The organism is Komagataeibacter europaeus LMG 18890, from assembly GCF_000285295.1.
Taxonomy (GTDB): domain Bacteria; phylum Pseudomonadota; class Alphaproteobacteria; order Acetobacterales; family Acetobacteraceae; genus Komagataeibacter; species Komagataeibacter europaeus.
In genome coordinates this window covers 1-15987 of record NZ_CADP01000071.1, presented here as the reverse complement: position 1 = coordinate 15987, position 15987 = coordinate 1, and the positions used below count along the sequence as shown (strand labels likewise).

At 60.7% G+C, this 15987-nt stretch carries 12 protein-coding genes and 2 pseudogenes; 7 read left to right on the top strand and 7 right to left on the bottom strand.

The genetic code is table 11. From position 1 onward, the window contains the following. From GEU01_RS15615 to GEU01_RS15595, 4 genes are all read right to left on the bottom strand, one after another. Positions 1-301, bottom strand: a 301-nt coding sequence (locus tag GEU01_RS15615; RefSeq protein WP_042710899.1) for an IS5 family transposase, incomplete at its 3' end; no start/stop codon positions are given. Between the two features lie 133 nt (positions 302-434). Beyond that, positions 435-1358, bottom strand: a complete 924-nt coding sequence (ppk2, locus tag GEU01_RS15610) for a polyphosphate kinase 2 (protein WP_019086812.1) — start codon at positions 1356-1358, stop codon at positions 435-437. A 39-nt stretch (positions 1359-1397) separates the two neighbouring features. Next, positions 1398-1562: a hypothetical protein gene (locus GEU01_RS26395; protein ID WP_162136452.1), complete on the bottom strand. Its 165-nt coding sequence runs from the start codon at positions 1560-1562 to the stop codon at positions 1398-1400. A 299-nt stretch (positions 1563-1861) separates the two neighbouring features. After that, positions 1862-2797: an AEC family transporter gene (locus tag GEU01_RS15595; RefSeq protein WP_019086809.1), complete on the bottom strand. Its 936-nt coding sequence runs from the start codon at positions 2795-2797 to the stop codon at positions 1862-1864. Between the two features lie 281 nt (positions 2798-3078). On the opposite strand from GEU01_RS15595, the gene bfr reads away from it, so the two are divergent. Further along, positions 3079-3567 carry a bacterioferritin gene (gene bfr, locus GEU01_RS15590; RefSeq protein ID WP_019086808.1) on the top strand — a complete coding sequence of 163 codons (489 nt, stop codon included), beginning with the start codon at positions 3079-3081 and terminating at the stop codon, positions 3565-3567. A gap of 68 nt (positions 3568-3635) precedes the next feature. Here the strand turns inward: bfr and GEU01_RS15585 are convergent, their stop codons facing one another. Next, positions 3636-4298 carry a TetR/AcrR family transcriptional regulator gene (locus tag GEU01_RS15585; RefSeq protein ID WP_232272574.1) on the bottom strand — a complete coding sequence of 221 codons (663 nt, stop codon included), beginning with the start codon at positions 4296-4298 and terminating at the stop codon, positions 3636-3638. 400 nt (positions 4299-4698) lie between these two features. Here GEU01_RS15585 and GEU01_RS15580 point away from each other — a divergent pair, with 400 nt between their 5' ends. From GEU01_RS15580 to GEU01_RS15560, 5 genes and pseudogenes are all read left to right on the top strand, one after another. After that, a complete protein-coding gene (locus tag GEU01_RS15580) occupies positions 4699-5685 on the top strand; it encodes an HlyD family secretion protein (protein ID WP_019086806.1) in 987 nt (328 codons plus the stop codon). After that, a pseudogene (rbbA, locus tag GEU01_RS22990) lies at positions 5682-8450 on the top strand (ribosome-associated ATPase/putative transporter RbbA). The gene GEU01_RS15580 and the pseudogene rbbA overlap by 4 nt, the downstream one beginning before the upstream one ends. A gap of 4 nt (positions 8451-8454) precedes the next feature. Further along, positions 8455-9582: an ABC transporter permease gene (locus GEU01_RS15570; RefSeq protein ID WP_019086803.1), complete on the top strand. Its 1128-nt coding sequence runs from the start codon at positions 8455-8457 to the stop codon at positions 9580-9582. Further along, a complete protein-coding gene (locus GEU01_RS15565) occupies positions 9582-11018 on the top strand; it encodes a TolC family protein (RefSeq protein WP_026018787.1) in 1437 nt (478 codons plus the stop codon). The genes GEU01_RS15570 and GEU01_RS15565 overlap by 1 nt, the downstream gene beginning before the upstream one ends. 406 nt (positions 11019-11424) lie before the next feature. Continuing rightward, a complete protein-coding gene (locus GEU01_RS15560; RefSeq protein ID WP_019086801.1) occupies positions 11425-12072 on the top strand; it encodes a TetR/AcrR family transcriptional regulator in 648 nt (215 codons plus the stop codon). A 35-nt stretch (positions 12073-12107) separates the two neighbouring features. Here the strand turns inward: GEU01_RS15560 and GEU01_RS15555 are convergent, their stop codons facing one another. Both GEU01_RS15555 and GEU01_RS15550 read right to left on the bottom strand, forming a co-directional pair. Then, positions 12108-13388, bottom strand: a complete 1281-nt coding sequence (locus GEU01_RS15555; protein ID WP_019086800.1) for an NAD(P)/FAD-dependent oxidoreductase — start codon at positions 13386-13388, stop codon at positions 12108-12110. 204 nt (positions 13389-13592) lie between these two features. Continuing rightward, positions 13593-15104 carry an aldehyde dehydrogenase family protein gene (locus GEU01_RS15550; protein ID WP_019086799.1) on the bottom strand — a complete coding sequence of 504 codons (1512 nt, stop codon included), beginning with the start codon at positions 15102-15104 and terminating at the stop codon, positions 13593-13595. A 184-nt stretch (positions 15105-15288) separates the two neighbouring features. On the opposite strand from GEU01_RS15550, the pseudogene GEU01_RS15545 reads away from it, so the two are divergent. Next, positions 15289-15987: pseudogene (locus tag GEU01_RS15545) on the top strand (IS630 family transposase); the annotation flags it as partial.

Sequence of the window (15987 nt, the reverse complement as noted above, 5' to 3'; positions counted from 1 at the left end):
GAACCCGGACCACCGTGCCGTCGATCATCGCATATTCCATGTCGGCCTCGTCAGAGACCGCTTCAAAAAGCCGTTTGAAAACACCGGCTTTCATCCAGTCGCTGTAACGGGAATAGACCGAGTTCCAATGCCCGAAATACGTCGGAAGGTCCCGCCATGGGCTGCCGGTCCGGGCAATCCATAAGACCGCCTCGATAAAAAGACGGTTGTCCTGCCCGCTGCGCGCCCGATCTGTTTTCTTGCCAAGGCACAACGGTTCCATTTTCGCCCATTGGGCGTCTGTCAGTACGAAGCGATCCATGCGGCGTTTGAATCACATTTGGTGACTTTGAAAAAGTACAATTCCCAACAGACCCTGCAAAAATCTTCAGGAAATGCCGCCTTTTTGAAAAAAGGCGGCACCCGGAAGCTTTTATTATGTTTTATGCCCGCATTCAGTATTTCTGCGGCACGATCATGGTGTCAGGCACGGGCTGGCGAATATAGTCCGGACTGTACACACGTTCGGGCAGCCGCACTTCGGGCTTGCTTACGTCATGATAGGGCACCTGTGACAGAAGATGGCTTATGCAGTTAAGCCGCGCTTTCTTCTTGTCATCAGCCGGAACGATCCACCATGGTGCTTCGTCAATATTTGAACGTTCCAGCATGATTTCCTTGGCCAGCGTATAGGATTCCCACCGCCGCCTGCTTTCCAGGTCCATGGGGCTGAGTTTCCACTGCTTCAGCGGATCTTCCATACGGGCGCGAAAACGCAGTTCCTGTTCATCATCGGAAATGGAAAACCAGTATTTGACAATCTGTATCCCGCTACGCACCAGCATGCGTTCAAATTCGGGAACGGAGCGGAAGAATTCCTCGTATTCATCATCGGTACAGAAATTCATGACCCGCTCGACGCCCGCGCGGTTATACCAGCTACGGTCAAACAGCACGATTTCCCCCGCTGCCGGCAGGTGACTGACATAACGCTGGAAATACCACTGTGTGCGTTCCCGGTCATTGGGGGCAGGCAGGGCCGCGACACGGCATATGCGCGGGTTCAGCCGCTGGGTAATACGCTTGATCACGCCCCCCTTGCCCGCCGCGTCCCGTCCTTCACAGATCACCACCAGCCTGTGCCCGGTTTCCTTGACCCAGTCCTGCAACTTGACCAGTTCCCCCTGCAGGGACAGCAGTTCACGGAAATAGGCCCGCTGGAAATCAGGCGTGCCGTTGTCCTTGTCCGAACCCAGGCGGGCATCATCCAGTTCAAGTTCTATTTCTTCATCAATATCATCCAGAACCTCCGCACGCAGGCGGTTGCGTTCCCATGATGCCTTGTCACTGGCGGGCAGTTCGGTCATTTCGGGGGTCATTGCCATCTGGTTTCCTGATAATGAAAGGGAGGAAGAACATCAGAATTCATCATGGATATAATCTTCGTCTTCTTCCATTATTTCAGGTGGGGCGGACGGTAATGCCCGCTTTGCCTGTCCCCGTGTATCTTTCCACACCAGGACAAGCGCAGGCTGCCATTCTTCATGGATATGCGGCGACTTCGGTTCGGAATCCTGTTTCATGATCTCCATTCCTGTCCAGATGCCTATTCAGATCATAGGCATGGAAAGGTATAGAACAGCACATGACATATAATATGAATATTTGATTAAATTGCATTGCGATCAAGTATAAATAAAAACGAAAGTTTCCGGGTGCTGCCTTTTTTTTCAAACAGGCAGTGTTCTTTGAAACTTTTTGAAAGAAGCTTCACCAAAAACTTTCTTATGATTGCAGAATATCTGAAGATGAAAACCGCATTGACCATCCGGTTCCTGTGATCGGTGATTTCGTGGAAGCCGGATAATTCGCTGCCATGTCCCTATCCTACACAGGCAATGAACAGCGCCATCGTCAGGACCGACACCACGGCGCTGAGGAACAGGGTCGATGCGGCTTCCTGCTCATCAGTTCCGAAACGTACCGCAAGAATGACGACGACCGTCCCCACCGGAATGGACAGGGCCAGCACGGCGGTACGGATCGCCTCATGCGGCAGACCCAGCCCTGTCAGCAGCAGCCACGACAGGGCGGGAATGACAATATTCCGGACCGCAACAGTGGCCACCACCGGCAATGTTACCGAAACCCGCTGCAGGAAAAGTACGATCCCCGATGCGAACAGGCCAACCCCCGCCGCCGCATTGCCCAGCAGTTCCCCTGCCCTGAGCAGCGATCCGGGCAGGTGGATACCCGATACGACCAGAAGCGTCGCGACAATCGGGGCCCAGACGATAGGCTCCTTGCATGATGCAATGATCTGTGGCCAGAGCCGCGCCTGCTCGGGTGGTCCCGCATGTGTGCTTTTGGCCAGCATGACCATGCAGACCGGCGTCTGGACCAGAACCATGGCGAACACGGCGGCTGAAATGGCGACGGACGTACTCGCATGCCCCACCAGTACCGGCAGCATGGCCGACCCGATGAAGGGAACCGATGGCGCCCCCATGGCCAGTCCCTGCAGGGCGGACGCCGCCGCATCGCGCCGGAACACGTGGCGCGACAGGATATATGCCACGCCGAAACTGCCACACATGATCCCGAATACCGATGCCGCCAGCGGCACCTGCCCCGCAAGGATGGTGCGCGGCATGCCCGCGATGCCCACGAACAGATTGAGGGGAAAGGCATAGAGCATGACCATCCGGTTCAGGACGGACACCTGCTCCCCATTGAAGTCATGGTGCCATCCGGCACGGTAGCCCAGCAGGAAAACCACGACGAGGGGTAACATGGCGGCAATGATGGTCGAAAGCATACAGTTTGATTATCCCGTGGCTTACGGATGGGTGCGGTAGGAAAAAACGGGCATGAATGGCGATGGCGACCGCCGCGCGGCACGGGTGGTCCTGATAATGGCGCAGGCCACTCCCCCATGCGGGAAAGGTGCGGTGACAGGCGGATAAAAAATGCGTACCTTATATTTGAGAATAAGAAGCATCATTATTAATGCACTGATATATAATAATTTTTTATTTACAAATCTCCATTAAATCAATATATCCAATCGTGCCATAGTTTATCATAGCGAGTCACGCCATGCCGATCAAAGACCCCAAGGTGATCGAACACCTGAACACGCAGCTGACGAACGAGCTGACGGCCATCAACCAGTATTACCTGCACGCCCGCACGCTGCGCCACTGGGGCGTTACCCTGCTGGGCAAGAAGGAATACGAAGAATCGATCGAGGAGATGAAGCACGCCGACTGGCTGATCGAGCGCATCCTGTATCTGGGCGGCCTGCCCAACGTGCAGCGCTACAACCAGATCCTGGTGGGACAGGACGTGGAGGAAATCCTCAAATGCGACCTGAAGCTTGAGGAAAAGGCCATCGGCGACCTGCGCGAAGGCATCGCCTATTGCGAAAGCGTGCGTGACTTCGTCTCCCGCGACCTGCTGCTCAGGATCCTGGTCAACGAGGAAGAGCATGAAGACTTCCTCGACCGCCAGTTCGACCTGATCCGTCAGGTGGGGATTGAGAAGTACATCCAGCTCAACTCCGCCCCTGCCCCCGATCAGGAATAGGCCAGATATCGGGCCACGTCCCCTTTGCGGGGACGTGGCCTGACGCGTCTGTCCCGACCGTTCGGCGGCTATTCCGGCAATGGGCGGCTCCGCGTCCCGTTCAGGAACAGTTCCACCGCCTGATCGATGTGCCGACGCATGGCGTCATCCAGCCTGGCCGCAATCAGGCCCAGAACAGCCTGCTGGAACGGATACTGGATCACGGCAGCAGTCAGGTAATCCGCCGCGAAGACGATATCATCAATCTCGACTTCCCCGTTCTTCACGCCTTCATGCAGGACGCGACAGATCAACTGCGCCGCCCTGCGGGCGCCATGGGAATGGATATTACGCGCCAGCGCCGGGAACTGTCGGCTTTCCGCCGACACCACGCGGTACATGCCAACGCTGCGATCCGTCAGCAGCCAGTCCAGCAGCAGCGTGCAGATTGACACAAGCCGCGAACGGATATCCCCATCCGCCGGCATCAGCAATGCCAGCGCATCCAGCCGGATATCGATGGTCGTGCTGACCACGGCTTCAAACAGCAGGGGCTTGCTGCGGTACCGTGCGTAAAGGGTGCGTTTCGTAACACCTGCCGCTTCCGCCACCATGTCCATGCTGGTGCCCCGGAACCCAAGGTCGAAGAACAGCCGGCCGGCTTCCTCCAGAATCGTTTCGGACAGCGTCGCCGCCTCCGCGATCGACGGGCGGCCCATGCGGGCAGGCCGGGGGTGTTCCTTGTCTGGCATCCTGTTGCTGCTTTCCTCGTGATCGTGTGGCGGTCCCTGCATGCGGGCGGCCGGTTACCGTGGACGCCCCGCACATAACGCACGCCCGGCACATATGCCGACACATAAAATACACCGAACCGGATATTTTATGGGTTGCTTTCCTTTTTAAATTTAAAATACACTTATTCGTATACATATTAAAGAGATGTCCATACCCGATTTTTCCATTCGCGGCAGGACGTCATTTTTCAATCAGGAAAGTTCGGATATCCACCTCTGGATCAATGCATGACCTTTCATTCCCACCGAACATACACCCAGACGGCAGGGCAGCCTGCGTTGACCACGAGGAAAGATTCATGATCGCGTCATTTCATTTTCACACGACCTGCGCGGGACAGCACGGAGGCCCGGCGGCATGAAGTGGCGTGACGCGGCGATCGGCGCGGGCGTTGCCATAATCGTGGCAGCCGGCGGGGCCGGATGGTATGTGGTCCAGCACCGTGGCGACCTTCCCGCAGGTCTTACGCGCGCCAACGGACGGCTGGAACTGGTCCGCATTGACGTGGCGGTCAAGTATCCCGGCCGCATCATGGAACTGGATTTTCACGAAGGGGATAGCGTGACCGGCGGTCAGGTACTCGCCCGCGAGGATGACACCACCGCACGGGCGCAACTGGATGCGGCGCGCGCCCACCTGCGCGCGGCGCAGGCCGATGTCGCCCGCGCGAACGCCGAACGTGACGCGCGCCTGTCGGCCCTGCACCTTTCACAGCTTGACCTCGACCATGCCCGTACCATGTTCCACCAGCACCTGGTGTCCGACATGGAACTGTCGCAGCATCAGACAAACCTCGATACCGCGACATCCGCCGCCGATGCGGCAGGCCGGGCCGTGGACGCAGCGCAGGCGGTAGCCGATGCAGCGCAGGCACAGGTCACGGAAGCGGCCTCCACAACCGATGACATGACCATCCGCGCCACCGTGGCGGGACGGATCGAATACCGGATCGTGGAAAAGGGCGCCGTACTGCCCGGCGGCGGGCGCGTGGCCTCCCTGCTTGATCCCACGGACATGTACCTGACCATCTTCTTCCCCTCACAGCAGGCCGGACGGCTGCGCGTGGGGGATCAGGCGCGCATTGCGCTGGATGCGCTGCATCAGCAGGTCATCCCGGCCACGATCTCCTTCATTTCGCCCGAAGCGCAGTTCACCCCGAAATATGTCGAAACCGCCACCGAGCGTGACAAGCTGGTCTATCGCGTGAAGCTGCGGGTTTCACCCGAAACGGCCCGGCATTACGGCGACGTGCTGAAATCGGGCATGACGGGGGACGGTTATGTACGCACCGACCCGTCCGCCCACTGGCCCGCGACACTTGATGTAGCCGATGCCCCGCAATGAGCGCCGATACGCCGCATAACCCGGCGGGCATCACCATTGCGGGTGTAACCCACCGCTATGGCGCGGTCACGGCACTGGACAACGTGACGCTGGACCTGCCTGCCGGGACCACCATCGGCCTTGTCGGGCCGGATGGCGTGGGCAAGTCCACCCTGCTGGGCCTGATTGCCGGCGTGCGCAAGCTGCAGTCGGGCACGGTGTCCGTGCTGGGATCGGATATGGGCGACCGCCGCGCGCGTGAGGCGTTTCTGCCGCGCGTCGCCTTCATGCCGCAGGGTCTGGGCCGCAACCTGTATCCCACGCTGTCGGTATGGGAAAACATCGATTTCTTCGCCCGCCTGTTCGGCATGGATGCGCGGGCGCGTGACGCACGCATCCAGCGCCTGCTGGATGCCACGGGACTGGCCCCCTTTCCCGACCGGGCGGCAGGTCATCTGTCAGGCGGCATGAAGCAGAAAGTCAGCCTGTGCTGCGCGCTGGTGCATGACCCCGACCTGCTGATCCTGGATGAACCGACGACGGGCGTCGATCCCCTGTCGCGCCAGCAGTTCTGGACGCTGGTGGACCAGCTGCGCCAGGAACGGCCGTCCATGACGGTCATCGTGTCCACCGCATACATGGATGAAGCGGAGCGGTTTGCATGGCTGGTGGCCATGGATGGCGGCAGGGTCCTGATCAGTGACCGGACCCACAGCGTGCTGGAACGCACACATGCCGCGTCGCTGGAAGATGCATACATATCACTGCTGCCGGATGCCAAGCGCCAGCAGGCCAGTGGTTTCGTCATCCCGCCCTATGCCAATCCCGGCGGCCCGCCCGCCATCGAGGCCGAACACCTGACCCGCCGTTTTGGCAGTTTCACGGCGGTCAGCGATGTGAGCTTCACCATCAGCCGGGGCGAGATTTTCGGCTTCCTCGGCTCCAACGGCTGCGGCAAGTCCACCACCATGAAGATGCTGACCGGCCTGCTGGACGTGACCAGCGGCACGGCGAAGCTGTTTGGCGAACAGATCACGGCGGGCGACATGAAGACCCGCATGCGTATCGGGTACATGTCACAGGCGTTCTCGCTGTATGAGGAACTGACCGTGCGGCAGAACCTCATGCTGCAGGCACGGCTGTACCGCATGGCACCCGAAAGGGCCACGCAGGCTGTCGAACAGTCGCTTGAGTCGTTCGAACTGCGTCCCTACGCCGATGTCAGCCCGGCTTCCCTGCCACTGGGCATCCGCCAGCGCCTGCAGTTGGCGGCGGCCTGCATCAACAACCCCGAAATCCTGATCCTTGACGAACCGACATCGGGCGTGGACCCCGCGGCACGCGACATGTTCTGGCGGCACCTGATCCGCCTGTCGCGCGAAGGGCACGTGACGATTTTCGTATCCACCCATTTCATGAACGAAGCAGCGCGATGCGACCGGATCTCGCTCATGCACCGGGGACATGTGCTGGCGGTCGGCACACCGGCCGAACTGGTTAAAAAACGCAAGGCGCCCAATCTGGAAGCCGCCTTCATCGCCTATCTGGAAGATGCCGAGGCGGCAACCGACGAGCAGACCCCGCCACCGAAACCCGCAGCACCCGCGCGCGCATGGTGGCATGGCGTCAGCAACAGGCTGGCCGCCCGGTTTGGCGGGCTGGGCGGCGGCTGGCTGCCGCGGGCATGGGCCTTTGCCCGGCGCGAGGCGGTTGAACTGCTGCGTGACCGGCTGCGCCTGACCTTTGCGCTGATCGGCCCGCTGATCCTGCTGGTGGTGGCGGCGTCGAGCATTTCATTCGATGTGGAGGGGATCAACTTTACCGTCAGCGACCATGACCGGACCACCATCAGCCGTCAGCTGATCGACAGTTTCCGTGGCTCGGCCTATTTCCATGAACGCGCGCCAGTCGCGGATGCCGATACGCTGGACCGCGCCATCCGCAATGGCCGTGTCCAGCTGGCGCTGGATATTCCCGCAGGCTTCGCCCGTGACATGTAAGCAGGACGCAGGCCGGAAGTGGGCGTGATCATTGATGGCGCGGTCCCCTTCCTTGCGGCCAATGTCCGTGCCTATGTCACCGGTGTGCTGGGGGGATACGCGTCAACCCTGGGCCGTGAACTGCCGCAGGGACCTGCGACCCCCATCACGATCGAGCCGCGTTTTTCCTATAATCAGGAATTCCGCAGCATTTACGCCATGACCCCAGGCGTCATCATGCTTGCGCTGATCCTGATCCCGACCATGCTGACCGCCCTGGGCGTGGTGCGGGAAAAGGAGGTCGGCTCGATCGTCAACCTCTACGCCTCCCCCGCATCGGTCGGGCAGTATCTCATGGGCAAGCAGGCGCCCTATGTGGCGCTGGCGACGATCAGCTATTTCATGCTGGTCGCCGTGGCCGTGATCGTCATGGGCGTGCCGCTGAAGGGGTCGCTGCTGGGGCTGACGGTTGGGGGCATTCTGTTCGTGCTGTCGGCCACGGGGCTGGGGCTGCTGATCTCGACCTTTGTCAGTTCGCAGGTCGCGGCCATTTTCGGAACGTCCATCATCTGTCTGATCCCGGCGGTCAATTTTTCCGGGCTGCTTTATCCCGCCTCCACCCTTACGGGTATCAGCCGCATCGTGGGGCTGGGCTTTCCGGCCTCATGGTACCAGCTGATCAGCCTTGGCTGCTTTACCAAGGGGCTGGGAACCAGCAGCTTCTGGCCCATGTACATGGCGCTGGCCGCCTTCGGGTCGGTCTACATGCTGGCGGCCCGTCTGCTGCTGAAAAAACAGGAAGCATGACGGCATGATGCGCTGGCTGGTCAATGTTGGTCTTCTGTGCGGCAAGGAACTGCGCAGTCTGGTGCATGACCGCGTGCTGCTGGGGCTGATCGTGTTCGCGTTTACCGCGGGCGTGCTGCTGGTGGCCAACGGGGTGAAGGTGGAAGTATCCAACGCCACGATCGCCTTTATCGACGAGGACAATTCCGCCCTGTCGCGCCGGATGCGCGATGCCGTGCTGCCCCCCTATTTCAAGCCCCCGGTGCTGGTGGACCGCGCGCAGGCCCTGCACGGCATGGATGAAGGCGATTACATTTTCGTGGTCGACATCCCACCCCGCTTCGAAGCGGACGTCAAGGCCGGGCGTACACCCGCCGTACAGTTGCGGGTGGATGCCACCGCCATGACGCAGGCGGGACTGGGAACAGCGTACCTGAATGAAATCATGCTGGGGGAAGTCAACGACATGCTGCATGCGCCGGCACTGGTGGACCAGATCCACTTTACCGCGCCCAGCCGCATCCGCTTCAACCCCAACAGTGAATCGAAGTGGTTTACCTCGGTCATGCAGATCGTGACCAATATCACCATCCTGTCCATCGTGCTGGTGGGGGCGGCGGTCATACGCGAACGCGAGCACGGCACGCTGGAACACCTGCTGGTCATGCCCGTCACGGCCAGCGAGATCGCGGTGGCCAAGATTGTCACCAACGGGCTGGTCATCTTTGTTGCGGCCATCGTGTCGCTATGGCTGGTGGTGCATGTATGGCTGGGGGTGCCGCTGGCGGGGTCGGTCACGCTGTTTGCCGCGTGTTCGCTGCTGTACCTGTTTTCGGCCACGGCGCTGGGCATCATGCTGGCGACGGTCGCACCCACCATGCCGCAGTTCGGGCTGCTGGTGGTGCCGGTCTATGCGGTGGCGTACCTGCTGTCGGGGGCCGCGACACCGGTGGAAAGCATGCCCGCCGCCATGCAGGTGGTGGTGCGCTTCCTGCCCACCACGCAGTTCGTCAACCTGTCACAGGCCATCCTGTACCGTGATGCGGGGCTGGGTGCGATCATCCAGCCCCTGCTGACCGTAACCGTGACGGGGATTGTATTTCTTGTATTTGCGCTCGCGCGCTTCAGATCCATGTTGGCAAGGCAGGAATAATGAAGAACAGATTGGCACGGGTCGCCTGCATGGGGGGCGTTGCAATGGCCGTGGGGCTGGCAGGGTGTTCGCCATTCCATACGCGTGTACCGGCGTCGCATGTCGTTGTGCCCCGACAGTTTTCGCAAACGCCCACGACAACGCTACCCGCCACCGACCTTACGCGCTGGTGGGAAGCGTGGCATGACCCTGCCCTGGTGCGGGCCGTGGATACGGCCCTTGCCGCCAGCCCCGACATCCGCATCGCGCGTGACCGCGTGCTGGAAGCCCGTGCGATGCACACGGTTGCGAAATCCGCGCTGTACCCCACCGTGGGGGCAACGGGGAACATGATGGGTGGCGGCATGTACTGGCGCAATCCCGCCACCCTGCCGACCAGCAATGACCCTGGCACCGACGGGCATCTGGCAGGCATTGGCGCGTCATGGGAACCGGACCTGTTTGGCGGTCGCCATGCGGATGTAAAGGCCGCGAAAGCAGGCATGAAGGCGGAGGAGGAATACTTCCACGGCATACAGATGGTCATCGCCGCCGATGCTGCCAATGATTACCTGCAGGCGCAGGGACTGCAGCGCCAGATCGCCCTGATCGATCGCAGCATTGGCATGCTTGAACAGTTGCACCGGTATGGTCAGGCCCGTTTTACCGCGGGACAGGCGACAGCGGCGGATGTAACGGGCGTTGACCAGAAACTGTCCGACCTGAAGGCGCGCAGGCCGGTGCTGGTTGCAGACCTTGATCTTGTGCGCAGGCGTCTGGCCGTGCTGTCGGGACAGGCCCCCGAAGGGCTGCCGGCCCTTGCGCCGCCGCCCGCCTATTACGTGCCCGCGCCACCCGTGGGGCAGATGCCCGATACGGTGCTGGAACGCCGCCCCGACATCCGCGCACGACGCGATCAGGTGGATGCGGCGCTCAACCGGCTGAAAAGCGCCAAGACCGATCTCCTGCCCCGCTTTGGCCTGGAATTCTTTGGCGGGGACGGACGGTTGCGCTTTGATGGCATTCCCGGCCTGTCGGGCACGGGGGGCCTGATCGCGCTGACCACCTACCTGCCGATCTTTACCGCCAACCGCATACAGGCGCGCATACACGCTGCCAGCGCACGCCTTGATGCCGCGGTCGCGGGATATGACAACAGTATCCTGCACGCGCTGGCCGAAGTCGAGGACGGTTACGAAAACCGCCTGAGCCTTGATGCACGCGATACGGATCTGACCCGTGGACAACACCAGGCCGAACAGGTCGCCAGTGACATGATGGGGCTTTACACCGGTGGCCAGCGTACCTTTGGCGATGTGCTGAGCGCACGCATGGCGGCACTGGATGCGCAGGCCAGCGTACTGGACAACCAGGCTTCCCGCACCTCCGCCACCATACAGCTTGCCCGCGCGCTGGGTGGGGGCTGGCAGGCCGAAAGCGTGACAGTACACAAATAACGGGAATGTTTCATGGCCCCGCCCGGTCATGAAACACCATTTTTGCGGCATGTATCCCTTATGCCGTACAAGACGGCATGACCGGCAGGCGCGGACGCACCGGGACTGCCTCCGTAACACGATGCGTCACATGCAACAGCTTGCCCGGACGGGGCATGGACAACGCCCGGGACACCGACCACACCATGGTCCGCTCCGCTACCGGTCAATGTACGGGATATGATAAGCTATCGTCTGGCCCGTGCCTCGACATGGCCTGATACTCGTGGCAGAACCCATTACCTGCCTGTCAATGCTACCAGTGTGCTAGCGACAAAGGCCCATGCCGGCCATGAACCACCATTTTCTCGCGTCTTGAATGTTCACGATGCGCTGCTGCATGATGACCCGGACAAGAGGAGATTGAATGAAGCCCGTTGCCCCGACCATTTCCCCCAAGCCGGGTTTACGTGAACGCAAGCAGGCACGTGCGCGCACCACCCTGATTGCCGAGGCAATGCGGCTGTTTTCTGCCCAGGGCTATGACCAGACCACGGTGGATGAAATTGCCGATGCGGCCGAGGTCTCGCGGCGGACCCTGTTCCGCATGTTCGAGACGAAGGGCGATATCGTACTGGCATGGACGCGGGGCATGACACAGACGCTGAATGACGCCCTGGCCACCTGCCCTGCCGACATGCACCCGGCGGACGCCATGATGCATGCCTTTACCTCGCTGGTGCCACGCATCGCGGCGAACCGGCAGGATACCTATGCTTTTGTCTATCTGATTGAAAAGACGCCTTCGCTGCAGACAGTCAGCCTGCAAAAATATGGCAAGTGGGAGGACTGCCTGGCGGAAGGGCTGGCGAAGCGGATTACCGAACGCAAGAACCGCCGGATGGCCGCACGCCTTATGGCACGTGGCGGGATCGCCATTTTCCGGACGGCGCTGGATGAATGGATCCGGCTGAAGGGGCGGCCGGCGCTGGTGCCGCTTTTGCAGAAAACATATGAACTTCAGGCATCACTCTGGCCCGACCATACAGGAACCGGGCCAGAGGACGCTGCCTGACACGGCAGGCAGCGATAAGGAAGCCTGTTGCTGCGTCAGTCCAGACGCACGGACGGACGGACAAACACGTCCAGCCAGTCCACAAGGCAGGACATCAGGCCACGGAACGTTCCATACAGTTCGAACTGATGCTGGCGATACAGCATCAGGTGGACCATGCGCGCGCTGATGCCGCGCAGCCAGCCGCCACCGAATACCTTGCCGCCGGGGAAAGTGCCCCAGCCATTGTAATCACCCAGCGCCACGACCGCGCCCTTGTTATGGAACGCAAATGGCTTGAGCGGGCGGCCATTGATCCATGCTGGCATGCAGCGCGCCAGGTGATGGGCCTGCTGCCGGGCGGCCTGTGCGGTGGGGGCGACGGGCTTGTCCGCGATGAAGGCACAGTCACCCATGGCGAAGATGCTGTCATCTTCCACAAGCTGCAACGTCGGGCGGACCTCAAGCTGGCCGGAGCGTGACAGCTTCAGGTCACCGAATTTACGCGTGACATCGGGCGCCTTCACCCCTGCCGCCCAGACACGCAGGGTTGCAGGGATGCGCGTGCCGTCCTTGAGCATGAAGCCCTTTCCATCCGCACCACTGACCATGGCGGAGGTTTTCACACTCACGCCAATTTTCTCAAGTTCCTTCTGCGCGGCAGCAGACACGGCCTCGGGGAAGGCAGGCAGGATGCGGGGGCCTGCTTCAAGCAGGGTGATGTTCAGCTTGGGCGGCTTCTTGCCAAAGCTGTAGAGCGAGGCAAGATCAAGCGCCTTGTGCAGTTCAGCCGCAAGCTGCGTGCCGGTGGCGCCACCACCCACGATGGCGATGTCAAGCTGTTCGTTATTACCGAATGCCTTGAGCAGTTCCGCGCGGAAACGGTCGTTGAAGCCGTTGGCATCCACAAGGTTGTCAATGAACAGGCAGTGCTCGGCCACGCCGGGGGTGCCGAAATCATTCGCGCGGCTGCCGATCGACAGCACCAGCGCGTCATATTCCAGCTTGCGCTCATCCAGGATCACCTCGCCCGTGGGCTCGACAACCGGGGCAAGGGTGATGGTCTTGGCCTTGCGGTCCATGCCCGCAATCTCGCCGGGCCAGAATTCGAAATGATGGCGACTGGCCTGCGACAGGAAGCTGATGCGGTCGTTTTCGTTAGCAGCCGTGCCCGCTGCGAAGCAGTGGAGCATCGGTTTCCACACATGGGCGAAGCTCTTGTCGACCAGCGTGATTTCCGCACGGCCCGACTTGCCGATTGAATCACCCAGCCGCGTTGCCAGCGCCAGACCGGCCACGCCACCACCAACAATTACGACCCGAAACTTTTGTGCCATCCTATGCCTCTTTTTTACTTCTGCCGCACAGTGTCCCGGTCCCGTGGGAAAAACCCTGTCGCATATCCTGAAATACCGAAAACTGCTTTGTGCCGGACCCTGCGCGCATGGCCCGGGTAACATGCCGCGGCGGCCGACCCGGTAAACCATCCCGACCGCCGCGCCATGTCTGGTAGCCTATGGAGTTTTCACCCCATCAGCGGATCAGAAGAAGCCGCGCTTCTTGTCGCTGTAGCTGACCAGCATGTTCTTGGTCTGCTGGTAGTGCTCAAGCACCATCTTGTGGGTTTCACGGCCGATGCCGGACTTCTTGTATCCGCCAAACGCCGCATGCGCGGGATAGACGTGATAGCAGTTGATCCACACACGACCGGCTTCCAGCCCGCGACCCATGCGGTAGCAGGTGTTGGCGTCACGGCTCCACACACCCGAGCCGAGGCCGAAGGGAGTGTCGTTGGCGATGGCCAGCGCTTCTTCTTCCGTCTTGAAGGTCGTCACGGCCAGAACCGGGCCAAAGATCTCTTCCTGGAAGATACGCATCTTGTTGTTGCCCTTGAACACGGTCGGCTGCACGTAGCACCCGTTGTTCAGGTCACCACCAAGGTCGGGACGGCCGCCACCGGTCAGCAGCTGGGCGCCTTCGCCCTTGCCGATATCGATGTAGGACAGGATCTTTTCCTGATGCCCGTGGGAGTTCTGCGCACCCATCATGGTGTTGGGATCAAGCGGGTTGCCCTGACGGATCGCCTTGATGCGGGGCAGCGCACGTTCGATGAACTTCTCATAGATCGATTCCTGGACCAGCGCACGGCTGGGGCAGGAGCAGATCTGGCCCTGGTTGAGGGCGAACATGGTGAAGCCTTCGATCGCCTTGTCCAGGTAATCGTCATCATGGTCCATGATGTCGGCAAAGAAGATGTTCGGCGACTTGCCACCCAGTTCCAGGGTTGCCGGGATCAGGTGTTCGGCGGCGGCGTGCGCGATCATCTTGCCGGTCGGGGTGGAACCGGTGAAGGCGATCTTTGCAATACGGTCGCTGTTGGACAGGGCGGCGCCCACGTCCTTGCCAAGGCCATTGACAATGTTCAGCGTTCCGGGCGGGAACAGGTCACCGATCAGTTCCATCAGCACCAGCATGGAAGCAGGCGTGCTTTCGGCAGGCTTCATGACCACGCAGTTACCGGCGACCAGTGCGGGGGCCAGCTTCCACGAACCCATGAGCAGCGGGAAGTTCCACGGAATGATCTGGGCCACGACGCCCAGCGGCTCATGGAAATGGTAGGCGATGGTGGTGGCGTCGATCTCGCTCAGCGTGCCTTCCTGGGCGCGGATGCAGCCAGCGAAGTAACGGAAATGATCAATGGCCAGCGGAATATCGGCGGTCATGGTTTCACGGATGGGCTTGCCATTGTCCCATGTCTCGGCCCGGGCGAGCAGGTCGAGGTTCTTTTCCATGACATCGGCTGCCTTGAGCAGGATCAGCGCGCGGTCAGCGGGGGCCATTTCACCCCATGCGGCCTTGGCCTTGTGCGCGGCATCAAGTGCCAGTTCCACATCGGCTGCGGTGGAAGCGGGGACTTCACACAGCACGCGGCCATCAACGGGGGAAGTGTTGGTCAGGTAATGACCATCAACGGGAGCAACCCACTTGCCACCGATATAGTTGCCATAACGGGCCTTGAACGGGGGGGCTGCTGATATACTGTCTGACGGCATGGAAATATTACTCCAGAAATTATTTTTCAATCAGGAAGACCTGAAGGGAATGCGTATGATTATTTATTAAATCCCTGCGCCATTCCTGATTTTTACACTAATACCAAGGGCTACTGTCTCTGACTCATCTGTGAAGTGACGCGAAGGGCCTGTTCTGATTCTGTTGTGAGAGGGAGGATCGGGAATGGCTGGTGCGATTGCCTTACGGACGGATTATACGGCTTCTGCGTTACGGCGTCTGGCCTCTCGTACGCGGGATGCGAATGTTGCACGGCGCCTTTTGTCTCTGGCTGCGGTGCGCGACGGTGCCAGCCGGGGCGAAGCGGCGCGGATCGGCGGGATGGACCGGCAAACCCTGCGGGACTGGGTGCACCGGTTCAATGCTGCGGGGCCGGATGGCTTGCACGATCAATGGCGCAACGGGTCAGTCTGCCGCCTGACAGCGGACCAACTGGCAGAATTATCGGCGCTGGTCACGACAGGGCCTGACCGTGCCCGGGACGGCGTGGTGCGCTGGCGTCGGGTCGATCTTCAGCGGGTCATCGAAGAGCGTTTTGGCGTCTCCTATCACGAACGCCATGTCTCCGCCCTGTTGAAGCGGCTTGGGTTCAGCCACGTCAGCGCGCGTCCGCGTCACCCCGGACAGGATCCGTTCGTCATGGACGCGTTTAAAAAAACTTCCCCACGATCCTGAGCGCCCACACCGGGCATCTGCCCAGAGGCAGGCGGATTGAACTCTGGTGGCAGGACGAGGCCCGCATCGGGCAGAAAAACGGTCTTGTCCGGCAATGGGCGCGGCGTGGCACCCGACCACGCCAGCCTGCCGATCAACGCTATGAGAATGCCTGGCTGTTCGGCGCCATCTGCCCCGCACTCGGCAAGG